Origin of the sequence: Fontibacillus panacisegetis (assembly GCF_900102215.1) — a bacterium.
GTDB lineage: Bacteria > Bacillota > Bacilli > Paenibacillales > Paenibacillaceae > Fontibacillus > Fontibacillus panacisegetis.
In genome coordinates this window covers 1-24,400 of sequence record NZ_FNBG01000039.1, presented here as the reverse complement: position 1 = coordinate 24,400, position 24,400 = coordinate 1, and the positions used below count along the sequence as shown (strand labels likewise).

The window sequence follows — 24,400 nt, the reverse complement described above, 5'->3', positions numbered from 1 at the left end:
TCTGGTAGGGACAGTAACTACGACACCTTCCGTGAATTTGACATGGACTGCGTCAACGGATGACAAGGGTGTTAAATCATATGAAGTGTATAGAGATGGTACACAAATTGGAACAACAACTACAACTTCTTCCTACACGGACACAAATGTAACAAAAGGAAGTACGTATTCTTACACCGTTATCGCTGTAGATACAGCCAATCAAAAATCGGCTGCAAGCGTTGCGGTAAGCGTTAAAGTGACAGATGTAGTAGTCTCTGGCTTGACCATTCATTTCAAGAAACCATCTAACTGGTCGACGCCATTGTTGTACTACTATGAGACATCACCTAAGGTGACAGAGCCAACATGGGCTAATGCTCCAGCCATGGTAGCTGAAAGCAACGGATATTATAAGTACACCATTCAGAATACGAGCAGCGCAAAGCTTATTTTCAGAGATGCTTCTGGAAATCAATATCCTGCACAGAACCAGGCAGGTGTTCAGAGAAATGCCGAAGGCTGGTACGATGCGACATCATCGACATGGTATAATACGGATCCAAATGGAGTAGATACGCCTCCAACTACACCTACAAACTTAAACGGAACGGTAACCTCAACACCGTCTGTCAAACTAACCTGGACTGCGTCGACGGATGACAAGGGCATTAAATCGTATGAAGTGTACAGAGATGGTACACAAATTGGAACAACAACAACAACTTCCTACACGGACACAAATGTAACAAAAGGAAGTACGTATTCTTACACCGTTATCGCTGTAGATACAGCCAATCAAAAATCCACGGCAAGTGTGGCACTAAGTGTTAAGGTGGACTCTGGTACAGGAGAAGATACGCCTCCAACTACGCCAACAAACTTAGTGGGAACGGCAACTTCAATACCATCTGTAAAATTGACTTGGACCGCATCGACAGATGACAAAGGCATCAAGGCATATGAAGTATATAAAAACGGGACAATAGTTGGCACTGTAACAACAACCTCGTATACAGACACAGCTGTTACTAAGGGCAGCACGTACTCTTATACTGTTGTTGCTGTAGATACTGCTGACCAAAAATCAGCTGCAAGTGCAGCTGTGAATGTGAAGGTAGATGAAGATCAACCTGTACAACCATCTACATTTAGCTGGGATAATGCTAACGTGTATTTTGTTCTTACAGACCGCTTTAAGGACGGAGATTCCAGCAACAACAATTCCTATGGCAGACCGACGACTGACGCCACTGGTAAAAATATCGGTACTTTTCATGGCGGCGACCTGAAAGGGCTTACACAAAAGCTGAATGATGGTTACTTCACTGACTTAGGTACAAACGCAATTTGGATTTCTGCTCCATACGAACAAATTCATGGCTTTGTTGGTGGTGGAGATGGTGGGGATTTTGCTCATTACGGTTACCACGGATATTATGCTCTTGATTATACTACTATGGATAAAAACATGGGTACGATCGAGGATATGCGTACGTTCGTAGATACAGCACATTCTAAAGGAATCAGAGTAATTCTCGATGTAATTTTGAATCACCCGGGTTATGCAACAATGAAGGATATGGAGGATTACAACTTCGGTTCCAAGAGTATCAGCTCGAGCTGGACACCTGGCAACGGACAAACCTGGCATGGCTACCACGACAGTATGAATTATACGAATGCTAGTGCATGGACTAATTGGTGGGGCAACTGGATACGTGCAGGTATTTCCGGATATGAACAATGCGGCGGCAATGATCTGACTCAGTGTGTTGGCTCTTTGCCAGACTTCCGCACAAACGTATCAACAAGTATGGCTGTTCCAACGTTTTTAAAAACAAAGTGGAGTAAAGAAAGCACAGGATATGATCAATGGATTCTTCCTTCTGCGAAAAATTTGAGACAGGATCTGAACATCGCTCCGGTTGATTATGTTAGCAAATGGCTGACAGCTTGGGTAGAAGAGTTTGGAATCGACGGTTTCCGTGCAGACACAGCTAAACATGTAGAATTAGATCACTGGAAAGAGCTGAAGGTTGACACCTCAGCTGCACTTCAGAAGTGGAGACAAAACAATCCAACGAAACCTGGGGCCAACTGGACTGATAACTTCTGGATGACTGCGGAAGTATTTGGTCATGGTTTAGGCAAGAGCGAATATTTCAATTATGGATTCGACTCGGTAATTAACTTTGATTTCCAAAAATCAAATATTAACGATATGGAAGGCACATTTAGTCGTTACGCTTCTTCCATTAATACGGACCCCAATTTTAATATGTTAAGCTACATTTCTTCACACGATACTGCCCTGTTTGATCGAGGTCAACTCATTCAGGCGGGAACAACTTTGTTGCTGTTGCCTGGCGGAGTACAAACCTTCTATGGGGATGAAACAGCGAGACCATTCGGAGCCACTGGTTCCGATAAAGATCAAGGCACACGCTCATCGATGAACTGGAACAATGTAAATCAATCTGTATTGTCACATTGGCAAAAGGTAGGTCAATTCCGTAATAATCACATTGCGGTTGGTGCTGGTAGTCACGCAAAAATAGGAGATAGCCCGTACACATTTAGTCGTACTTACTCCAAAAATGGGGTAGAAGATAAAGTAGTAGTAGCAGTTGGAGCTACTGGTTCAGCTAATGTTAACGTATCCTCAGTATTCCCGGATGGAACTAAGGTTCGTGATGCTTACACAGGTAACGAAGCTGTCGTTAGTGGCGGGGTAGCAACATTTACTGCTGGAACTAACGGTCTGATTCTAATCGAGCAGACTGGGGAATCAAACCTGCCTGCGATTTCTGCATCACCAGCGGGTGGTTCTTTCAAAACGGATACGCTCAAGATTACACTACATCTCAAAAAAGCAGCAAGTGGCAAATATACACTCGATGGAAGTGATCCGCAAAACGGTACTACATTTACAGAGGGCACAGAAATAACGATCGGTGCTGATATGGAGTATAAGGATACTCTGACATTGAGAGTGTACGCTGCAAATGATGAAGGAGTAACCTCATCTCAGTATAAGTATACGAAGAAAGACCCTAATGCCGGATTAACGATTTATTTCAAAAAGCCTTCGGCATGGGCAACACCATTACTGTATTACTATGAAACCTCTCCTAAAGTAACTGAACCAACCTGGGCAACAGCTCCAGCTATGGTTAAGGGTGCTGGAGAATGGTATTCATACAAGATCGATGGAGTTGATAGTGCAACAATTATTTTCAGAGATAGTACTGGCAAGCAAGACCCGGGTCAAAGTAAACCAGGATTTACTCGTACCGCGGATGGTTGGTATAGCAATGGAACATGGTATGATCAAAATCCTGAAGAGGACGACTTAATTAAACCAACTGTTCCTTCTGGGTTGAAGTCCTCTGGTGTAACAGACACGACGGTTACATTATCTTGGACTGCTTCGACAGATAACGTTGGAGTTGCTGCTTACGATATCTATCGCGGTAACGTAAAGGTCGGATCATCTGCAGCTACAACATATACGGATACAGGACTTACTGCTAGTACCACATATTCTTATTCCGTGAAGGCTCGAGATGCAGCGAACAATGTATCAGATGCAAGTAATGTAATTGATGTGAAGACTGCTGATCCTGGAACAGGTGGCAACAAAGTCACGATTTACTACAAACAAGGCTATACCACACCATATATCCATTATCGTCCTGAAGGTGGAGCATGGACCACGGCTCCAGGTAAAGCAATGGAAGCTTCTGAAGTAGCTGGTTACAGTAAGATTACGATCGATATTGGATCAGCAACACGTCTCGAAGCTGCCTTTAATAACGGTAGTGGAACATGGGATAGCAATAACCAGAAAAATTATTTATTTAACGTTGGGACTTGGACTTATAACGGTAATGGTGTAATTGTGCAAGGAGCTCCAGATCCGGGAGCTGTGAACATGGTTACTGTGTACTATAAACAAGGATACACAACACCATATATCCATTATCGTCCTGAAGGCGGAACATGGACCACAGCTCCAGGTAAAGCGATGGAAGCTTCTGAAGTAGCTGGTTACAACAAGATTACAGTAAATATTGGATCAGCAGCACGTCTCGAAGCTGCCTTTAATAACGGTAGTGGAACATGGGATAGCAATGGACAGAAGAACTATTTCTTCAACGTAGGGAACAACACCTATATTCCAAGCACAAATGGTGGAGCAGGTGAAGTGAAACTAGGGCAAAAACCTGGTGACAGTGCTGCTCCAACTACACCGAGCAACTTGGCAGCAACAGCTGATACAACGGCAAAAGTAATCAAGCTGATCTGGACAGCATCTACCGATGATGTTGGAGTCACCGGCTATGAGATCACTCGTACAGATGTAGCAACAAATAATGCTGTGAAATTCTCATCGACTAGTACTTCTTATACGGATAGTGCTGTTACAGTAGGTACAACTTACAAGTATAAAGTTCGGGCTTTTGATGCAGCAGGTAACTTCTCGGGTTACAGTACAGAAGTATCGGGTATCGTACCAAACTCAGGAAATGATGATACAGAAGCTCCTTCTGTTCCAACTGGAGTTGTTGCAACACCAGCTGCTAAAGTAGTATCTCTAACATGGGATGCTTCAACAGACAATGTTGGTGTAACAGGTTATGAAATTTATCGTGATAGTGTACAAGTAGGAACTTCATTAACAACTAGCTACACAGATACAGGTCTAACTGCAGAAACAACATATTCATATACCGTCAAGGCGTATGATTTGGCAAATAACATATCTGCAGAGAGTAGTCCAATTACTACAACTACTTTACCTGATGTTATTGTTCAACCGGGTGGTGACAAACCTTATTCCACTAACCCAACGCTTGGTAAGCGTGTGTCAACTCCAATTTCAATTGATGGTGTGAATAGCGGAGAGTGGGCTGACGACATGCTGATTGCCATCGATATGGCTGGGGACGACCCGCGTAATTTAGGTGACAACTGGTCACTTCATGAATCACCGATGGATCTTTCTCATTTATGGGCAGCATGGGATAATGAATATCTTTATCTGGCATGGCAATATGTTGATGTGACGGATATTATTGATCCTGCCAATGCAGGCTCAGCCGGGGGCACACCGATTCGCTCTATGGATATGCCGCAAGTAATCGCGATTGATACGATTGCTGGCGATGGTGCTTCTGTTGATATGTGGAAAAAGAATGGAAACCAACCGATTTGGGGCGGAATAGATCTGCCGGATTATCAATTCAATATTGCTTCTAACATGTTCCATAGTGGTTACATCTCCAAAGCAATTAATGGTTTATTCCCAGTAGACGATGGTGGTATTAACTACAAAACCGGTGCTGCAGCTGGAATTACTGTGAAGTTTGCTAAAGGCTCTGGATATAACACTCTATGGGGTGTGAAGGATGCTGATGATGTAAATGATCCTGCCAAACTGGTTGAATTCTTGTCCCTCGGACACGATGTGAACCGGGATACTTTCTACGAAGCGAGAATTCCACTTAGTGCACTGGGTAACCCGGATCTTGAAAATGTAGGGATTGGCATCATGCTTCATCAAGGTGAGTTCTCACCGATGGATACATTACCAAATGATCCTACTACATTGGATACAATTGGAGTTAGTGAATCAAATTCCCCACTAGAGTGGGCTGATATTGATCTGTTGACAGCTCCGTTTGCTAGAATCGGTCAACACAGATAAACAGGAAACGGCTCCTTTCATTACGGAAGGAGCCGTTCTTTTGTATAATTATAACCGTCTTCTCTTGAAAAATTTTATGAAAACACAAGATAACAGAATCACCAGAATAGATGCACCTACAGTGATTGCTTCAGTTGTTTGATTTTGGGTATTTGGAGCCCCTTGACCAAATGGATTCATTCCTCCACCAGGGCCACCGTCGCCAAAACCTCCGCGATCACCACCACCTGGGAATCCTCCACCGCGAGCGAATCCTTGGTCATTCTGATTTGTATCTTGTGTTGTGGCGTTATCCACTTGCCCTTGGGTAGAATTAGCGCCGGGTCCACCTTGAGGCATCTGTACCCCATCAGGAGGTTCCGGTGGATTACCGTCCATGCCTTGACCTTGGGCATCTTGAGCTTGTTGATCTCCCTCTGTATTGTTACCCAATTGTTGGCCACCGCCAAAGCCGCCACCCATACCGCCCATACCCATGGCATCACCACTGCCGGAGCCGTCTCCAGAAGAGGCGATTTCTCCACTAAGTTGTTGGCTAATATTATCAACTTGGGAAACATTGATTGAGATTAGCTTGGTTACGCCTTGTGTATATTCATCATAAGTATAGAATGAACTAGGATCTGCTTTGACATATGAATCGATCATATTAGCAACTTCTTGAACGCGTGCTGTAAACGAATCGTTAGAGAGATATCCTTCAACTGCTTCCTCAATGATGTTATGGTAAAGTTCCTTGTATTCATTGACTGCAAGCAATTTTGCTACGAGGGGACGATCGGATACCGAGCCCGAAGTTGGTTCATCGATTAGAAGATAGCTACTGGAACGAGTATTGCCTTTTCCAGCATCACCAGCAGCAGCTGCACGATCTTGTTGAGCGTTGGAATTATCAGTAGTGTTTGTGGATTCGGTATTGGTTGTACGCTGTCCGCGACCAAAGCCACCACCCATGCCACCGCCGCCTCCTAAACCACCAAAGGCCATATTATAGTCCCATGGAAGTACGGAGAACACACCGTCATCTTCATATAAATAATAGTTTTGCTTATTGCCTCCAATGTAGCTGTCGGTATTGTTCGTTACGACTTGTAAAGCAATGTATTTTAAAGCTTCCTCTACATCCAAATATTTTTCATAATCAGTACCATTGTTAAGCTCATTAAGCATGTCAATCAAGATATCATCATTCGTTGTTTCTGATTTGAGAGCAAGACCTGTATAGGAACTTGTATCCTCGCCAAGCCATGTCAGATCACTGCCGCTGCCTGTCATTTCACCTTTATATAGAGCTCCGTATGAATTGCCAAAATTCCGTTCCAAATAAGCATTATCGATTTGCTCAACAGCCAGGTAGAAGCCCCACAGCTTATCGTTTACATATACATTAACAAAGGAATACTTCGGAGTAGGAAGGCCCATTTGTTCGGCTAATTCATAAGTTAAATATTCTCTCATATAGGAAGCATCACTATAATTATTGTTCAAATTGATTTTGCTGATGCCCTCTAGCGTTTGATTCACATATTCGTCAAAAGAAAGCTTAAAGCTGTATCTGTCGGAATCGGACATTTGTACGACACTGCGCAAACTTAAATTCCCCTTCGTACGAATTCCGATATTATCGAAATGAATTCCGTTGTAATCGAGGGATGCTTCTTTATATTCTTCAGCACTTGCGTTATCGAGCATATCCTGGAAGTCATTTTCATCAATTGTAATTTTAACGTCTACTACCTTATCTTTAGGGAATACAGACTCATCAAGATATTGTTCTTCTTTAGAGACTGCGGTATTTGCACTGTTCTCTGTGCTTGTATTACTTGTCGTCGTAGTCGCGTTGGACTTACAACCAGTAAGCCCAACGACCAGGATTATAGAGCATAGGCACAGAAGAAGAGTGTATAGCTTTGACCTCATTCACTCACACCTCCAAGCAGTTTAGGATACGTAATCACCATTGAAGCTGATCAGAACGGCATTTTTGACTCCGCCTAGCTCTGAAATTTGGTTAACAAAACGGCCCTCACCATCACGGAGACGGACTTCAAGTGTCATTTCGATGTTGCCACGGGATACCGTTTTTTGTTTCACATTATAGCGTTTAACGAATTGAGCCATTTGCGTATGCACTAATTGTTCGCTTTCATCACTGTCACAGTTAACTACGAGCAGGTATGGATTTTCGACCTTTGTATTCTTAATGAACAGGAATAGAACCAAGCCAATAATGACAGAACCTATGATGGACAGTGTGAAGAAACCAGCGCCTGTTACGATACCTGCAGCAGCAGCCCAGAACAAGAAGATCAGATCTGTTGGGTCTTTGATCGGAGTTCTGAAACGAACGATGGACAACGCACCGACCATACCAAGTGACAATACGAGATTGGAGTTAATAGCAATAATAACGAGTGCGGTAATCATCGTCATACCGATCAAGGAAACATTGAAGCTTTTGGAATATAGCACTCCGCTAAAAATTCGCTTATAAAGAATGAAAATGAATAAGCCAATGATAAAAGAAATACCGAGTGTGATCAGAATTTTGGACAAGCTGATGTCAGATGAGAAGTTGTCCATAATGGAATTTTTAATAATATCACTAAAATTAGTGGTTGAAGAATTTGTCGTTGTCGTGTTCATAAATCAATAATCCTCCCAGGAATTAGTTTTAAGATATTTTCGGCAAATTACGTATTTTGAAGCGGACTGTTGCTGCAGTCCTTCGAGTTGTACCGCGAGCTTGATATACTCCGGAAGATATTCATCGAATTTTACTTCCAGAATGATCAGATCGTTGTCGATAGCTTGTACAGGTTTCAGATCAGGATCAAAAATATCAATGGCATGAAGCCCGGTGCGAAGCTCCTTGTCAAAGGTAATGCGGACGTTACCGTTATGGCATACATAAGGCTCGCGGACGTAATCGACGATGACCTTAGGCTGGAGCAAATTATGTTTTAATTCGTTGTATAATTCCATGCTGAACGGTTTTTCAGGCTGATTCAGTACCTCGTAGTTTCCAATCAGAATTTCATCGTACATTTTTCGTGTTAGTGGCTCTTTTAGCTTTGCAATGAAGTTGTTAAACTTGATTTTTTTCTCAAAATGGATGACATTATCTTTGCAGTTATATATACGGATTCGGTATTTACTCCGATCCCGGATTCCACCAAGCTTATCCTGCAGCGCACTGTTATCCATATCATCGAAATACAAGCTGCGGATATGATATTGTCCGTCATCGCCCACATTTTGGTCTTGCTCCATCAAGTTCTTCAACTTTTGTCTGATCAGGAAGTACTGATGCTGGTTAATCATAAATTTGAGTTCATGACGGTATTTAAGCTTCTTATTCACATATGCACCTCTTTTCATCTCTACGTCGTTTACAGAACCTATATTAACAAGCGAACCTTATTTTTCACTTAAAGCAAACTGAATGTAAACTGAAAGTTATTTTACACTTAGTTAATATTGCGTTAACATATGGATGAAATAGGAGGGCGCAACAATGAAAGGATTAAAGTCTGATATGTGGTGGATTACAGGTATATGTATTCTTTTAATAGCAGGTGTAATAGTATTTCAGTGGATACAACACGGAGTCAACGATCATAGAGGTGAAAATCCGTATGATTTGATAACTACATTTAAAGGTGATGGGCAAACTTCCAGAGCTTTTACCTGGTTTACGAATGATCCTGATGCTGAAGGCATTGTACAAATTGCTCAAGGTACAGAAGCAAACGTCCTTGAAGATCCATCCTCATTAATCACAACCTATCAGGTAACCTCGTCCGTGATTAAGAATTCAGATGGAAAAAATAAAGCGGTCCATAAAGCTGAAGTAACAGGATTACAGTCTGGATCTACTTATGTGTACAGGGTGGGAAGCGGAAAGCAGGAAGAGTGGAGTGAAGCTTATACTTTTACTACAGAAAAAGATAACGAGGATCATTTCACCTTCATCAATGTGACGGATTCACAAGGGGTGACTGAGGCTGATTTTGGATTATGGGGAAAAACACTAGATCAGGCTTTTGCTATTTTCCCGGAGGCTAAGTTTATCGTACACAATGGGGATTTGACTGAGGAACCAGAGAATGAGGAGGCTTGGAGCTTCTTTGTAAACAAGGCAAAGGGGCGTCTGGCACAAATACCGCTCATGCCCGTCACCGGAAACCATGATGAAGTGGATAAGAATGCGGATGTTTATGCAGGGCATTTTAATCTACCGATCAATGGGGATGAGGAATCAATTTCTGGAACTAACTATTCATTTGATTATGGTCATGTTCATTTCGTATTTCTTAACACGGAGTCAAATATTAAGGGACAATTAGGTTGGCTAAAAAATGATCTGGAAAGCTCAAGTCAGCAGTGGACAATTGTTGCGATGCATCGACCTGCTTACGGCGGGAATACGTATGATAAAGTTGAAAAATGGGTCAAGGTATTTGATGAGTATGGTGTTGATCTTGTGCTTCAAGGCCATAATCATGAGTATTCAAGATCATACCCGCTACGGGATGGAGTGATTGTTAATGATGGTGAAGGTACGGTCTATGTAACTACGAATACAGCGGGACAAAAGTTTAATGACAAGAAGGAAGACCAGTTTTATCATGCGGTTCATTTTCAAAATTATAAGCAAATGTTTGCGGGTATTACCGTAAATGGAAATAAGCTGGTCTATGAGGCTTACGACGTTGATGGCGAGAAGTTGGATGAGTTTCTCCTTAAGAAGTGAGATATCCCTTTCTACCTTTAATTAATAAGGTCAGTGCGACCGGAAGAAGGATTACCATAAGAATCAGACTCCACGTCAGGTCTTGTGAGGTAACAACACCATCAGAGAACAGTCGGTAATAAGCATATAGTGAGTACGGCAAGACAGGAAGGACTGCGGTGATGACGCCGGGTGTATATTTTCTTAAAAAAATAGATTGACCTGCATGTGTGAATACATGAAAGAAATATACGTGAAGTGTTGCAAGAAACGGCAGGTAAAATTGAAAGAACACGGCAAGCACGGTAACAGTGACGATCAAGCTGTAAACCCAGAGTACATCCTTGGCAAAATGGAGCGTATTCATTCGAAAGGAGGAGTTATACAGCTTTTGCGCGAAACGCGGTACTGAGGATTTTACGTGTTCTCCGTGGCGCTTAATCCATTTTTCTATCGTAATGATTTCCTCAAAGTCATGAAACATGAACGTTATAGGGAAGAGCCACAGCAAGCTTACTAGATTAATATGGTCATTTAAGAATTCGATCATTATGAGGGACCCTCCTGAAAGTTATAATTTGGAAATAAATTCTTATCTGGATTATAAGCTAATATTCCCAAAATTAAAAGCCATTCTTGTCATTATCAATTGAACAAGAATGGCTTATATTTTATGCCTTACTTAGAAGTGTGCTTGAAGAATTGGCCTGCAAAGCAGGTTTGTGTTGCGTGATTTCCCCTCCGCTAAGTTTTGTGCATTCTCTAAATGCGAAGTGCCTGCAAGAGAGACACTTATCGTAATGAATGATGCCAAGAGCTTGATCAAGAGCGTCTCCCGTATGCTCGAAGACATGATCCTCCCCAATTCTTGTAAGGCATCCAGTTTTACTTAGAAGTCTTCGTGGCTGTAGCCGAATTCCGGTAATGAACACAGTAATGCCTGCCCGTTGTAGACGTTTCACTACGTTTGCGAAATTCGCTTCTCCGGTTAAATCCATGAAAGGTACGTTGCCCATACGAATAATGATGACCTGTAAATGCTGCCCATCTCTCATGAGAGATGAGGAGTTTTCGAAGGTCTGAGAAGCCCCGAAGAACAGTGGTCCATCTACAGTAAAGATTGAGATTTGAGGGCAGTCGTGTTCTTTTGTAACGATGTGGGCATGCACCTTTTGTTTACTCGAAGAATGATCAGGCAGTACTTTATTTACGGTAAGCATTTCACTCATTCGCTTGAGGAATAAAAGTATAGCCAGACCCAAGCCGACCTCAACAGCAATGGTTAATGTAGAGAATACCGTTAATAGAAAAGTGACAAGCAGAATGATTGAATCACTTGTGCGCGTTTTTAGTATTTTGACAAAGGCTTTGCGCTCGCTCATATTCCAAGCTACCATCATCAAAATAGGTGCCATGCTGGCAAGCGGTATGTCTGAAGCGTAAGGGGCAAACAATACGACAACAAGCAGTACGACTATACCATGGATTATCCCGGAAAAGGGAGATACAGCACCATTCCTAATGTTTGTCGCTGTACGAGCAATGGCTCCGGTAGCAGGTATACCTCCAAATAAAGGTGTGATGATATTGGCTATTCCTTGACCAATCAACTCCCGATTGCTGTTGTGCTTCGTCTCGGTCATACTGTCCGCAACGACGGCCGAGAGCAGTGACTCTATGCTGCCAAGAAGCGCAATAATAAGCGCCGGCTGCAACATAGGTGCGATGTTGTTCCATGTAAGTGATATCGGATGGAAGGTCGGTAAACCACCAGGAATCGTTCCATAGGCCGAACCAATAGTTGTTACCTTATCAGGAAACAATAAGGCAGCGAACAGAGTGGACAAGATGATACCAATAAGAGAAGCAGGCACTTTAGGCAGATATTTAGGTGTCAGTATAAGAGCTGCGAGACAGATACAAGCAGTAATAACGCTGTAAAAGTTCAGAGTAGGTAACCTGAGGACAATTTCTCTCATATTATCGTAAAAATATTCATGTCTCTGTACACCGGTCAGTCCAAGGTAATTGCCAATTTGCCCACTAAAAATCGTGATAGCAATTCCGGCAGTAAAGCCGATGGTTACGGGTTTGGGAATAAATTTTATGAGTGTGCCGAGTTTGAACAATCCCATCAGAACCAGCATGATTCCGGCAAGAAATCCGGCGATCAGAAGATTCTCATACCCATATTGCATTACAATAGCAAGTAAAATAGGTATAAAGGCTCCGGTTGGCCCGCCTATCTGAAATTTTGAACCACCCAATAATGAGATAAGAATACCAGCGATAATCGTTGTATATAGTCCGTATTCCGGCTTGACCCCAGAGGCGATGGCAAATGCCATACCAAGGGGAATGGCTACGATCCCCACAATACATCCCGAGATTAAATCTTTACGAAACGCACCAGCATGATAACCTTGGAACCTTCCTGTCCACTTCATTCCAATAACCCTTCTTTTCTAAATGATCTGTTGTATGTAATACCATTTGGTTGAACGCAAAAAGCCCCCTGCATAAAGCGGGGAAACTTTCTAGTAGAGCTACTCTTAATATGGAAAGATGACTGCCTGCAAGACATTCTTATTATTGCTTCTGAATGTCCTTGAGCAGTGAAATAGATTCAATGAGGTGATTGTTAAAAATTTGCCGGGCTACAGCGAGTAAATCCTTCAGTAGCGGATCTCGTAATGAGTACACTACTGTAGTTCCGTCTTTAACACTGTTGACCAGATTTTTTGCCCGAAGGACGGCTAATTGCTGGGATACCGCCGATCCCTCTGAACCAAGAATGGTCTGCAGCTCATTCACATTCTGTTCGCCTTCGGCTAACACCTCCAGGATACGAATTCGCATGGGATGGGCAAGGGCTTTGAAAAATTCGGCTTTAAACTGCTGCAAGTTCGCGTCCACCAATATGCACTCCTTAATATTTGTAATTTTATATATCTGAATATTTGAATATTTGATATCATAGCATACGTTATTTTATTTGTATAGAAACATATATACATTCTGGGTTTAGATGGATTGTTGACGTTCATGTGGCAAGATATATACAATAGAACTTAGCGATTCAATAATGATAATCATTATCATATTAATATTCATTATATTAGGAGGCGAATTCTATGTTTGTTATGACAAGAGCAATTGTTGTAGAAAAAGGTAATAGCGATAAAGTAGTGGAAAGATTTAGTGCTGATAGCCCTATGCATGAGATGGAAGGGCTCGTAGATGTTAGCGTGATGGTAAACAGAAAAAGCAAGGAGCAAGAGGAAGTTGTAGTCGTTATTCGTTGGGAGTCAGTTGAAGCATGGAAAAATTGGGAGAAGAGTGACGCACATCTTGAAGGACATCGTAAAGCGAAAGAAAGCGGGCAACAGCCGCCAGAGTACATCATTAGCACGACAGTAAACTTATATGATGCTGAAGTTGTGAAGCGTGGGCGGGCGTATCGCTAAACCTGAATAATATACTATAATAGTAGAAGGAGTAAGATGGTCTAGTAATAAGGGGAAGGTAAATGATGAAAATAGTATCTTGGAATGTAAACGGCCTAAGGGCGTGTGTAAATAAAGGCTTTTATGATTACTTCAAAGCCGTGGATGCAGATGTTTTTTGCGTTCAGGAGACCAAGCTTCAGGAAGGACAAATAGCTCTTGAGATTGGGGAGGAATACGAGCAGTACTGGAACTATGCCGAGAAAAAAGGATATTCCGGAACCGCTATGTTTACGAGAATTAAGCCGTTATCCGTACGATATGGTATTGAAGAGGATTTTGAGCCAGAGGGACGGATAATTACACTTGAATTTGATTCGTTCTACTTGATTACAGTATATACGCCGAATTCCAAAAGAGATTTGTCCAGATTGCCGTATCGTTTGGAGTGGGAGGAACGTTTTCGGAACTACCTTCGGCAGCTTGACAGTATTAAGCCAGTTGTCGTTTGCGGGGACCTTAATGTAGCCCATCAAGAAATCGATCTGAAAAATCCTAAGTCCAATGTAGGAAATTCCGGCTTTACACCAGAGGAACGTGATAAAATGACGACTCTCCTCGGGAGCGGATTCATTGATACATTTCGTTATTTGTACCCTGAGCGTGAGAATATGTACAGCTGGTGGTCCTACATGCCAAAGATCAGAGAGCGCAATGTCGGATGGAGGATCGATTATTTTCTGATATCGTCACGTTTGGGAACAAGCTTGCAGGAGGCAGAAATTGATTGTCATATCATGGGCAGTGATCATTGCCCGGTTAGTGTGACATTAGAAATTCCTGGCAATTTCGGTGTAATAAAGCCTTATGAGCACTGAAAACCTTCGTCTGGTTATTGCGCCGGATTTGGATCTGAAAGAAACTGCGCTTTATTACGAAAATAAAAGTATGCTACAAGTAATCGTGACTAAGCCTATCTCAGCATTTTGACACTTTGGCAGCAATAAAGGAAAAAAGTTCCCCTATTCCATCAAAAATTCGCTCATGATCATAATTTAAAGGAAATTATTTCCTTTATTTTGGTGCTAACCGCAGATTTTTCACATTTTGGAGCAGTTTTGGTAATAATAGGGGAAAATACTTCCTCTATTATCTCAAAATCACTTCGTTTTTTTGAAATAAAGGAAATTATTTCCCCAATATATGCGATTTGCACTATTTCGCTCGATCACAATTTAAAGTGTTCTATTTTCATTCCAGGTAGTGATGCTTTAGCTTGTCTCCCGACCATTTCTACGTCACAATTGACGTTCATGCCCCAGTTTGATGATCCCCTCGCCATTTCTACGTCACAATTGACGCTCATGCTCCAGTTTGATGCCAACGCTAGTGTAGGAACTATGCTCTAAACTCCAAGACGTGTTGGATAATTTACCATACAATTGACAAAGTATAATAGTGAGAATTATCATTCTATTAACCTTATATGATTAATATGCTTAATCTTTAATGATATAATGAAGAGCACATGATTTATACAATATATATTTAGAAAGCTGAGTGAAATTATAATGTTTGCTTCTATAAATGGAGTACGTATTTATTTTGATATTGAAGGCTCTGGTTATGTACCTGATGGAGCGTATATGCGACATCGTCCTGTGTGCTTCGCAATTCATGGCGGACCGGGAAGTGACCATGCGGATTTCAAGCCATGGCTTACTCCACTTTCCGAGCACATGCAGATTGTCTACATGGACTTGCGTTGCAATGGACAGTCCGAGAGAGTTGATCCGGCAACATGTACCCTGGAACAGCTAACAGATGATATTGAAGGGCTTCGTCAGCATCTTGGTTTCGATAAGATCATTTTAATGGGACACTCCTTTGGAGGGATGGTGGCACAGGTATATGCTACAAGATATCCTGAGTCATTGGATCGTCTTGTTTTGGTATGTACGGCTCCAAGCCACGAGTTTTACCAGGCTGCGCTTAAATTTGCAGAGCGTATTGGTACGCCGGAGCAGATAAAAGTAATACCTGAATTATTTGAAGGAAGAATACAGGATGATGAGCATTTAGTCCGTTGGTGGGACATTTGTTATGATTTGTATTTCCATAACCATGATGAACAATTGATGTGGGAGACAGGTAACCGCCCAATTGGCTCATTAGAGGTCGCTAACTATACGTTCAAGCATTTTATGCCGCATTATGATGTTCGGCCGCAGCTTCCAGCTCTTCAAGTTCCAACATTAATTGTTGGTGCTGATTACGATTGGATAACACCGCTATCTCAAGCAGAGGAAATCCACAGCCTAATTCCTAACTCCAAGCTTGTGGTATTCCATGAGAGCGGACATATGCCATTTATTGAAGAACATCAGGATTTTATTGATGAGCTTACAGATTTTTTGATCAGAGTACCTCAGCATGAAGCATGGAAACAGGAGCGTCAACAATCGGTTGCCGAATTTCAAGGCGATCTTGCATTGATTGCGCTGCATTCCATCTCTGAGCCGATGAGCGTCACGGGAATACCTGGCCAATGGGCTCCGCTGGATGCGGATCAGCCTGGACTTACCTTGACGGCTTCAGCAAGTGATGAATTAACCGTTGATGGACAAATGATCGAAGGCACGATTACTTTAGAGGCTGATGTGACGACAGTACGTATTTCTGATACGTTGACCGCTGTCGCTACGACACAACCAGGTTCCAATCATTTGTTATCGATTTATGATGCTGAGGCTGATGCAATTCATAGTTTTAAAGGAATTGATTCTTTTGCATATGATCGTAAATGGGTAATCAAAGGCAAGTTCGTAAAAGGGGATAACGATCGGACGATGGCATTTGCTCATGTAGATGATGCTGAAGGTAATTTGCGATATCATCAGTCACCCGGCGACATCTCCTTTACTATAGAAGACAAGATCTTTGCTTTCACACCCTTTCTTTCTTCTGGTTCATTGATTGTTATTTTTGGAGATCAGAGCAATGGAAAGAGCACTTACGGGCTGGGACGTATGCTTGTAGTTACTCCTGATACGGACGGCGGGGCAACTCTTGATTTTAATCGCAGTTTCTTGCCTCCATGCGCGTTCTCTCCACATTTTAATTGTCCATTTCCTCCAGCACAGAATCGGTTGCCTTTTGAGGTGACAGCTGGAGAAAAACAAGTTATTTAGCAATAATGAAACAGTAGATAATTAGATTCAGGATCGTTATAATGAAAGGATTGTTATATCGACAGTTTAAGACAATAGTTGACAAAATCCCGAATCAGTACAATACTGTTAAAACAGGGTTAAATACTCGGAATTAAAATGAAGGAGTGAAACTTTAGAATGAAGGCCAGATCTAAGTTATTGACAATAATCCTTATTGCAGCATTAACTGTGTTGTCAGCTTGTGGCACAACGAATACTACAACAGAGCAACCAAAAACCGATACATCCAAAAAAGTCGTAAACATCGGGGTAACCTATTCTCCTAATACATTGAACCCATTATCTCCGGTAGGTCTTGTATCCTCTTACGTGACTGGACTCATGTTTTTGCCGCTGGTTGAAATCGATGAAGATTTGACATTCAAGCCAATGCTTGCTGATTCGATCGAGACAAAGGATAATCAGACTTTTACTATTAACCTGAACAAGGATGCTAAATGGACGGATGGAAATCCGGTTACGGCAGATGATGTGATTTTTACATTTAAATTGATGGCTAATCCGAAAGTGGCTTCAACCTATGCTTATATGTATGCAATAATTGAAGGGTTGGATGATGCAGGTTATTTGCCTGAAGGTAAAGAGGATATTTCCGGTATTACCAAAGTGGACGACCATACGTTAACAATTAAAACGAAAGCTCCTACGACACTGAGTATTTTCCAGGATTCAATCGGAAGATATTTGCTGACAGTACCTCAGTCTGCCTTGAAGGATGTTGCACCTGAAAATATTAATAAGAGCGAATTTATGCAAAAACCTTCGGTAACGAACGGTCCTTTCAAGCTTGTAGAATACAGCCGTGATCATTATGTGACATTTGAAGCGAATGCAGATTACTTTAAAGGCGCTTCTAAGCTGAATCAATTAAACTTTAAAGTACTGCAGCCAACTGCAATTTCCTCACAGCTGCAAAGCGGTGAGATTGATATGAACATTCCATCGGCAGGGGTTATTCCGATTGCGGATTATGACAAGATTAAAGGACTTCAAGGCATTAAAACCACGGATGGTCCTGCGATTGCAACACAATTTATGTACATTAATGAGAAAACCGTACCTGATGCTAAACAAAGACAAGCTATTTCTTATGCGATTAACCGTGAAATGATCGTTAACAATCTGCTTAAAGGATCTGGCGAAGTAGTAGATGGTTTCTTTACAAGCTACAGTCCATATGTAGATTCCGGCATTAAGCCAGTAGCTTATGATCCTGAAAAAGCGAAGAGCCTACTGCAGGAATCAGGCTGGGATGCAGGCAAAACTTTGACATTAACCGTTCTCTCCGGAGACAGCACACTTGAACAAGCTGCTAACATTATGGCAGAAAACCTTAAGGCCGCTGGAATCAATGTAAAAATCCAAATGGCAGACCTTGCAACACTGATCGATAAAATCGTTGCTTTGGATTATGATCTTGGCATTTTGACAGTATCCATGGTTCCGGTTAACCCGCTTCCAGACGTTGCTTACTTCCTGGGCGAAGGAAATCCTAACGGATACAGCAATCCTGAAGTAAACAAGCTTTTGGCTTCTCTTGGTACTGAAGTGGATGAAAGCAAGATCAAACAATACTACAGTGAACTGCAAAAAATCGTAGCTGAAGATGTACCGATGCCATCTATCTATGCTACTCGTCCTTTGGGCGCAGTGAATGAGAGAGTGTCTGGTGCAACACCTAAAGATTTTGGAATGTTCAATAATGTAAATGAATGGGATGTTAAGTGATAAACATGAATGATTTGCTCAAGGTCGACCATCTGAAGACGGGATTCGAGAGTGATTATGGAACCATCGTCAGTGTGGATGACGTAAGCTTTCGTATGAAATCCGGTGAGACCCTTGCCATTGTAGGGGAATCAGGTAGCGGTAAGAGCGTTACGGCATTGTCTATGATGCGGCTGCTTGGAACTGGCAGCCGCATCATGGGTGGTCAGGTGCTGTTTGAGGGCAAGGATCTTCTGAAACTGAACGATCAGGAAATGTGTGATATTCGGGGAAACCAAATGTCGATGATCTTTCAGGAGCCGATGACCTCGCTCAATCCGGTGCTGACGATCGGTTACCAGATGTGTGAATCTATTATGATTCATTTAAAACAGAGCAAGAAGGAAGCTTGGGCAAGCGCAGTCGAGATGCTGAAAAAGGTCGGACTGCCTAGACCTGAAGCCATTATGAAGGAATATCCGTTCGCCCTGTCAGGCGGGATGAGACAACGGGTTATGATTGCGATGGCTATGTCTTGCAGGCCGAAGGTACTAATCGCTGATGAACCTACAACAGCGCTTGATGTTACAGTACAGGCTCAGATTATGAAGCTGATGAAGGAGCTATGTGAGGAATCAGGTACAGCTATTCTGCTTATTACTCATGATCTAGGCGTAGTAGCTGAGATGGCTGATCGCGTATTGGTTATGTATGCTGGACAAGTAGTCGAAGAGGCCGATGTGTTTACACTGTTTGAAGATCCAAAGCATCCGTATACACAAGGACTTCTGAAATCTATACCTCGTCTAGACAGTGATGATGATGCGGAGCTTGAATCCATTCCAGGTGCTGTTCCGGCCAGATATGAGTCCATTCAAGGCTGTCGCTTCTATAATCGTTGCCCGTATGCCACAGAGAAATGTCATGCGGAAATGCCACTTTTGACTGTGACAGGCAAGGATCACTTTACCCGGTGCTGGGAAGCTCAGCGTATCGAGGGCGGAGTAGAGGAGGTGGCTTATGAGTAACGAAAATCATATTCGCGATAATAATGGTCTCCAACCGCTGCTTACTCTGGAAAACTTGAAAAAATATTATCCAAGTGATGTCAAAGCTGTTGATGGTGTAAGCTTTCAAATCTATCCTGGTGAGACGCTTGGTTTAGTTGGTGAGTCAGGCTCAGGGAAATCGACGATTGGCAAAATGATCGTCGGGCTTGAGAAGCCAACGGATGGGCGTATTTTATTTGACGGAAGGGACATATCAGGTCTAAGCTCTAAAGAAATGATGAACCTGAGATCAGAGCTGCAGATTGTATTCCAGGACCCCTACTCCTCTCTTAATCCACGAAAGCGTATTGCTGATTTGCTTGCCGAGCCACTTAAAGTTCACCGTATTGTACCTGCTAAGGACATTTCGGGCGAAGTGGATCGGCTGCTTGAGCTTGTGAGACTTCCACGCAGCAGTAAAAATCGTTATCCGCATGAATTTTCCGGTGGACAAAGACAAAGAATTGGCATAGCCAGAGCGCTTTCTCTAAAGCCAAAACTTATCATTTGTGACGAACCTGTATCTGCATTAGACGTATCGATACAGGCACAAATTCTTAACCTGCTAAAAGATTTACAAAAGGAACTGAATCTAACCTACTTATTTATTGCTCATGGTTTAGGCGCAGTAAAATATGTAAGTGATAGAATAGCAGTTATGCATCAGGGGAAAATTGTGGAGATCGGCAACAAAGCTGAAATATTCCACGATCCGAAGCATCCATATACAAAAGCGTTGCTCGATGCCAGTCCTATTGCTGATCCAAGGCTTAGAAATAAGAAAAAGTTGACGAATGTCCCAGGTTGATTAAGATCCGAGGTGTTGTTTCTTGCTTAAGTATGTTATAAGACGGCTGCTGATTGCGATTCCGGTTCTACTGGGTGTAACCATCATTAACTTCATCATCATGAAGATGGCCCCGGGAAATCCTGTAGACATGCTGATCAGTCCGCAAATTCCAGCAGAAGCTCTGGAAGCTAAACGAATTGAGCTTGGGCTAAATGCTCCTGCCTATGTGCAGTTCTGGAATTGGTTTACCCATTTGCTGCAGGGAGATTTGGGTTATTCAATGGTAACCTATGAACCGGTCGGCAAAATGATTATGTCTCGTATGGGACCAACTTTACTGCTGATGGGGGTATCGCTAATTATTGGCGTTGCGATCGCAATTCCACTAGGCATTCTTAGCGCCAGACGGCAATATTCCAAATTGGATTATGCGGCTGTGACCGGGTCTTTTCTCGGAATATCGATCCCTAACTTTTTTCTTGGATTAGGTCTCATTTATGTTTTTTCAATTTGGCTTAAAATACTACCTTCCAGCGGCATGGTTACTCTTGGCGGAAACGGCGGCTTCGTCGATATTTTGCTTCATATGATTATGCCTGTGATTGTCCTTACGGCGAATGTGGCAGGGAGAAATATCAGGTATGTTCGTTCTAGCATGCTGGAGGTTTTGGAACAGGATTATTTACGGACAGCACGCGCAAAAGGGCTTAAAGAAACGCTTGTCATCAACCGACATGCAGTAAGAAATGCGTTGATCCCTATTGTAACGGTCCTCGGTATGGAAATTCCGATTCTCTTTGGAGGAGCCGTAGTGATCGAGCAGATTTTCTCATGGCCGGGAATAGGTCAGTTGACCATGTCATCCATTATGAGCCGGGATTATTCTACGATAATGGGACTGAATTTGATGGCGGCGGTTATTGTCATTGGAGCTAATTTGTTGACGGATATTGTGTACGCCCTAGTAGACCCAAGAATCAAATACAACAAGTAGAGGAATTCAAAAAATCAGCTTTTGATCACGAAGTTATTCGAAGAAGAGTAACTCGGCATCGAATCTTGAATTTAGCAGCAACTTCCGGTGCTCACGTACAAAAAACGTACGCTCCGCTCCTCAGTTCCTGCTTCATTCAACCTTCTTGGTGCTGAAAAGCTAATTTTTTGAACATGATTAAAAGAGGAATTCAAAAAATCAGCTTTTGATCACGAAGTTATTCGAAGAAGAGTAACTCGGCATCGAATCTTGAATTCAGCAGCAACTTCCGGTGCTCACGTACAAAAAACGTACGCTCCGCTCCTCAGTTCCTGCTTCATCCAACCTTCTCGGTGCTGAAAAGCTGATTTTTGAACATGATTAAGAGGAATTCAAAAAATCAAGAGTGGCGGTTAGTTAAATGAATCTAATGAAGAGGTATTTTGGCGGGCGAAGAGAATCGCAGGATGAACCAGCAAGCATGTGGCCTGAAGGGGAAGAAAAAGCTTCGGTGCTGTTCTGGCGCAGGTTCAGAAAACACAAGTTAGCAGTAGCAGGTCTCTTTGTGATCGGCTTTCTTACACTTTGCGCGATTTTTGCTCCTTTTCTAACACCATATGATCCCACAACCGTAACCGAAAGTTTTGGTGCAGCGCCTTCTATGCAGCACTGGCTTGGTACTGATCAGGTGGGAAGAGACCAATTGACTCGTCTACTATATGCCGCAAGGGTGTCCCTTGCAGTCGGGATCGGGGCGATCCTCATTTCCGCGATCATCGGTACGATTCTTGGGCTTGTATCCGGTTATTTCGGCGGTTGGGTTGATAACATCATTATGCGTTTGACGGATATCTTCATGTCATTTCCTTACATCATGTTGATTTTAGTGGTTGCCAGCATCGTAGGTCCGGGACTTGTAAATATCATTCTGATTCTTGGTGTGCTTGGTTGGCCTGGGGTGGCAAGATTGGTTCGAGGAAATGTACTTTCAGTCAAAGAGAGTGATTATGTTAAAGCAGGGTATGTTCTGGGCTTCAGTCATGTAAGAATGTTATTTTCACACATTCTCCCGAATGTCATAGCGCCAATTCTGGTCTATGCTACATCAGGGGTGGCCGGAGCGATACTGGATGAAGCCGCACTCAGCTTCTTGGGGCTCGGTGTGCAACCGCCAACACCAAGTTGGGGGAATATGCTGTCGAGTGCACAATCATTGACCGTACTTACCTCACAGCCATGGCTCTGGCTTCCTCCAGGGTTAATGATCATTCTAACGGTATTAGCGATTAATTTTGTAGGAGATGCGCTTCGTGATGCGCTTGATCCGAAGAATAACAAATAGTGAACATAGATTATGTACAACCCCCGTTGGAGTTTTTTTCACAAGTGGGGGTTGTTTTTTGTGATGATCAGAACCTTAGAACGCACCTTGCAGCAGCACAATCTTGCTATCTATAATTTCCACCGTATCGTAGCCAGTAATAGAGCGGCTTCCATTGTCATTTTCTATCCACCAATCAAATGTATAGTGAGCATCGTCAATTTTTTTAAGATTGTCAGTCTTGAAGGTCTGCCCTTGATATCGCTTCCAGACATAGGTGATGTACTCCTCTAATTCCTCTCCGTGTATACCTTGTGGATAGGTTGGATCTTTGTATAATCCGTAATCCGAGAACAAAGCTGCTACGGAAGCAGGATCATTTTCAGCCCAGCCGTTTATATATTGTTGAATGACCTCTTCTGCAGACAGACTAGCTGGCTTTGTTGAAGCTGTTGAGGAGCTGGAGCAGCCTTGTAAAACAAATATAGAAATTACAATGACCGGGAAATACAGAGTGAACCATTTACGCACATACATGCCCATGCCCCCAATTAGAAAATTTTTTATACTCGCAGGAATCTTGTAACGAACGGAATAATAGCTTCAGGCTTGAAGAGTGATTCATCTGCAACATATGCGGAGTTAATAAGTAAGCCGAAATAGTATGAAACAATATAGCTTGCCGTCTGTTTTGGCTCTAATGAGGGGTCGATCAAACCATCCTTTTGTCCAAGTGAGATCCAACTGCTGCCAAGCTCCAGCCAATAATCGTGGAGTTCACTAATGATTTTTTGAGTTCTTGGATTTTCAGGCTGACTGACCAAATACAGAAAAATGCTGCGAAAAATTTTGCAGTTATCGTGGTTTCCGAACAGTTCATTAACGATGATGGAGGTGGGACCGACCAGGCTCAAATCAGCTTCACGGTAAAATCGTTCATTGATCTCATCCATACGTTGTTTCATGATCACACCGAATATTTCATCTTTACTTTTGAAGTAATGATATAGTCCTCCGTTGGACACCCCGCTTTGAGCAATAATTTCGTTCAGCGTTGTTTTTTTGCAGCCCAGCTTTAACACTAATGATTTTGTAACGTCGAGAATGAGCTGAAGTGTATAAGGAGTAGCGGTTTTCGTAAGGACCCCGCCTTTCTTTTGTTAATATAATTTATGGAAAAAAATATAACATACCGAGCGTCACTCTGTAAAGATGGCATTTATTAATTTCAATGCACATAATATAAAGAAGAAGCTGTCCCAAAAGTTATCTAAGATAACTTTGAGGGACGCTTCTTGTTTAGCAGTATAAAGGCAAGATATCAGGAAAAGGATGCAAAAATGCAGTTTTTTAAAAGTAGTCTTGAAAGGATGAACAAAAGCCTGCAAAAATGCAGGAATATGGTTCAGAATAGACTAGTTTGAAGAGAATCCTTAGAGAAAGCCTGTACATTT

General features: G+C 42.3%; 18 protein-coding genes and 1 pseudogene. 10 read left to right on the top strand and 9 right to left on the bottom strand.

The genetic code is table 11. The features are described from left to right. Window positions 1-31 precede the first annotated feature (31 nt). A complete protein-coding gene (locus tag BLS49_RS25415) occupies window positions 32-5,692 on the top strand; it encodes a starch-binding protein (protein WP_245742702.1) in 5,661 nt (1,886 codons plus the stop codon). 48 nt (window positions 5,693-5,740) lie between these two features. On the opposite strand, the gene BLS49_RS21905 is transcribed toward BLS49_RS25415, so the two are convergent. From BLS49_RS21905 to BLS49_RS21895, 3 genes are read right to left on the bottom strand one after another with little or no spacing between them, the layout of a single operon-like run. Further along, entirely contained in the window at window positions 5,741-7,612 is a 1,872-nt protein-coding gene (locus BLS49_RS21905; protein ID WP_091235786.1) for a CotH kinase family protein, read from the bottom strand. Between the two features lie 21 nt (window positions 7,613-7,633). Further along, entirely contained in the window at window positions 7,634-8,338 is a 705-nt protein-coding gene (locus tag BLS49_RS21900) for a DUF4956 domain-containing protein (protein ID WP_091235784.1), read from the bottom strand. A gap of 3 nt (window positions 8,339-8,341) precedes the next feature. Next, entirely contained in the window at window positions 8,342-9,055 is a 714-nt protein-coding gene (locus BLS49_RS21895) for a polyphosphate polymerase domain-containing protein (RefSeq protein ID WP_091235783.1), read from the bottom strand. 154 nt (window positions 9,056-9,209) lie between these two features. Between BLS49_RS21895 and BLS49_RS21890 the strand changes: the two genes are divergently transcribed. After that, window positions 9,210-10,448 (top strand): purple acid phosphatase family protein, encoded by a 1,239-nt coding sequence (locus BLS49_RS21890; RefSeq protein WP_091235781.1) that lies wholly within the window; start codon window positions 9,210-9,212, stop codon window positions 10,446-10,448. On the opposite strand, the gene BLS49_RS21885 is transcribed toward BLS49_RS21890, so the two are convergent. The 3 genes from BLS49_RS21885 to BLS49_RS21875 form a co-directional block, all read right to left on the bottom strand. Then, window positions 10,438-10,977: an HXXEE domain-containing protein gene (locus BLS49_RS21885; RefSeq protein ID WP_245742698.1), complete on the bottom strand. Its 540-nt coding sequence runs from the start codon at window positions 10,975-10,977 to the stop codon at window positions 10,438-10,440. The genes BLS49_RS21890 and BLS49_RS21885 overlap by 11 nt on opposite strands. A 121-nt stretch (window positions 10,978-11,098) precedes the next feature. Continuing rightward, a complete protein-coding gene (locus BLS49_RS21880; protein ID WP_091235778.1) occupies window positions 11,099-12,874 on the bottom strand; it encodes a SulP family inorganic anion transporter in 1,776 nt (591 codons plus the stop codon). 142 nt (window positions 12,875-13,016) lie between these two features. Further along, the gene (locus tag BLS49_RS21875) at window positions 13,017-13,343 is read right to left on the bottom strand and encodes an ArsR/SmtB family transcription factor (RefSeq protein ID WP_091235776.1); all 327 of its coding nucleotides are present in this window, start codon (window positions 13,341-13,343) and stop codon (window positions 13,017-13,019) included. Window positions 13,344-13,561: 218 nt separating this feature from the next. Here BLS49_RS21875 and BLS49_RS21870 point away from each other — a divergent pair, with 218 nt between their 5' ends. The 8 genes from BLS49_RS21870 (at window position 13,562) to opp4C (ending at window position 22,967) form a co-directional block, all read left to right on the top strand. After that, window positions 13,562-13,894, top strand: a complete 333-nt coding sequence (locus BLS49_RS21870) for an antibiotic biosynthesis monooxygenase (protein ID WP_091235775.1) — start codon at window positions 13,562-13,564, stop codon at window positions 13,892-13,894. Between the two features lie 65 nt (window positions 13,895-13,959). Beyond that, the gene (locus tag BLS49_RS21865) at window positions 13,960-14,751 is read left to right on the top strand and encodes an exodeoxyribonuclease III (RefSeq protein ID WP_091235814.1); all 792 of its coding nucleotides are present in this window, start codon (window positions 13,960-13,962) and stop codon (window positions 14,749-14,751) included. Between the two features lie 693 nt (window positions 14,752-15,444). Then, the gene (locus BLS49_RS21860) at window positions 15,445-17,064 is read left to right on the top strand and encodes an alpha/beta fold hydrolase (RefSeq protein ID WP_091235773.1); all 1,620 of its coding nucleotides are present in this window, start codon (window positions 15,445-15,447) and stop codon (window positions 17,062-17,064) included. Window positions 17,065-17,223: 159 nt separating this feature from the next. After that, window positions 17,224-18,834 (top strand): ABC transporter substrate-binding protein, encoded by a 1,611-nt coding sequence (locus BLS49_RS21855; RefSeq protein WP_091235771.1) that lies wholly within the window; start codon window positions 17,224-17,226, stop codon window positions 18,832-18,834. A gap of 5 nt (window positions 18,835-18,839) precedes the next feature. Further along, window positions 18,840-19,841: an ABC transporter ATP-binding protein gene (locus BLS49_RS21850; protein ID WP_091235770.1), complete on the top strand. Its 1,002-nt coding sequence runs from the start codon at window positions 18,840-18,842 to the stop codon at window positions 19,839-19,841. After that, complete coding sequence (locus BLS49_RS21845; RefSeq protein WP_091235768.1) at window positions 19,834-20,670, top strand: ABC transporter ATP-binding protein; 837 nt, start codon at window positions 19,834-19,836, stop codon at window positions 20,668-20,670. Before BLS49_RS21850 ends, BLS49_RS21845 begins: the two co-directional genes overlap by 8 nt. 22 nt (window positions 20,671-20,692) lie before the next feature. Next, on the top strand, window positions 20,693-21,646 hold the full coding sequence (locus tag BLS49_RS21840; protein ID WP_091235764.1) for an ABC transporter permease: 954 nt from the start codon (window positions 20,693-20,695) through the stop codon (window positions 21,644-21,646). 460 nt (window positions 21,647-22,106) lie between these two features. Continuing rightward, complete coding sequence (gene opp4C, locus BLS49_RS21835) at window positions 22,107-22,967, top strand: oligopeptide ABC transporter permease (RefSeq protein ID WP_245742700.1); 861 nt, start codon at window positions 22,107-22,109, stop codon at window positions 22,965-22,967. A gap of 75 nt (window positions 22,968-23,042) precedes the next feature. Here the strand turns inward: opp4C and BLS49_RS21830 are convergent, their stop codons facing one another. The 3 genes and pseudogenes from BLS49_RS21830 to BLS49_RS25850 form a co-directional block, all read right to left on the bottom strand. Next, a complete protein-coding gene (locus BLS49_RS21830) occupies window positions 23,043-23,483 on the bottom strand; it encodes a nuclear transport factor 2-like protein (RefSeq protein ID WP_091235762.1) in 441 nt (146 codons plus the stop codon). A 26-nt stretch (window positions 23,484-23,509) separates the two neighbouring features. Continuing rightward, a complete protein-coding gene (locus BLS49_RS21825) occupies window positions 23,510-23,911 on the bottom strand; it encodes a hypothetical protein (RefSeq protein ID WP_245742696.1) in 402 nt (133 codons plus the stop codon). Between the two features lie 21 nt (window positions 23,912-23,932). Beyond that, window positions 23,933-24,052: pseudogene (locus BLS49_RS25850) on the bottom strand (TetR/AcrR family transcriptional regulator); the annotation flags it as partial. Between the last annotated feature and the right edge of the window lie 348 nt (window positions 24,053-24,400).

Coding starts and splice junctions, on each gene's coding strand:
- BLS49_RS21905 (WP_091235786.1), bottom strand. CDS start 7,612: ATGAGGTCAAAGCTATACACTCTTCTTCTGTGCCTATGCTCTATAATC.
- BLS49_RS21900 (WP_091235784.1), bottom strand. CDS start 8,338: ATGAACACGACAACGACAAATTCTTCAACCACTAATTTTAGTGATATT.
- BLS49_RS21890 (WP_091235781.1), top strand. CDS start 9,210: ATGAAAGGATTAAAGTCTGATATGTGGTGGATTACAGGTATATGTATT.
- BLS49_RS21885 (WP_245742698.1), bottom strand. CDS start 10,977: ATGATCGAATTCTTAAATGACCATATTAATCTAGTAAGCTTGCTGTGG.
- BLS49_RS21880 (WP_091235778.1), bottom strand. CDS start 12,874: ATGAAGTGGACAGGAAGGTTCCAAGGTTATCATGCTGGTGCGTTTCGT.
- BLS49_RS21870 (WP_091235775.1), top strand. CDS start 13,562: ATGTTTGTTATGACAAGAGCAATTGTTGTAGAAAAAGGTAATAGCGAT.
- BLS49_RS21865 (WP_091235814.1), top strand. CDS start 13,960: ATGAAAATAGTATCTTGGAATGTAAACGGCCTAAGGGCGTGTGTAAAT.
- BLS49_RS21860 (WP_091235773.1), top strand. CDS start 15,445: ATGTTTGCTTCTATAAATGGAGTACGTATTTATTTTGATATTGAAGGC.
- BLS49_RS21855 (WP_091235771.1), top strand. CDS start 17,224: ATGAAGGCCAGATCTAAGTTATTGACAATAATCCTTATTGCAGCATTA.
- BLS49_RS21850 (WP_091235770.1), top strand. CDS start 18,840: ATGAATGATTTGCTCAAGGTCGACCATCTGAAGACGGGATTCGAGAGT.
- BLS49_RS21845 (WP_091235768.1), top strand. CDS start 19,834: ATGAGTAACGAAAATCATATTCGCGATAATAATGGTCTCCAACCGCTG.
- opp4C (WP_245742700.1), top strand. CDS start 22,107: ATGTGGCCTGAAGGGGAAGAAAAAGCTTCGGTGCTGTTCTGGCGCAGG.
- BLS49_RS21830 (WP_091235762.1), bottom strand. CDS start 23,483: ATGTATGTGCGTAAATGGTTCACTCTGTATTTCCCGGTCATTGTAATT.
- BLS49_RS21825 (WP_245742696.1), bottom strand. CDS start 23,911: ATGAAACAACGTATGGATGAGATCAATGAACGATTTTACCGTGAAGCT.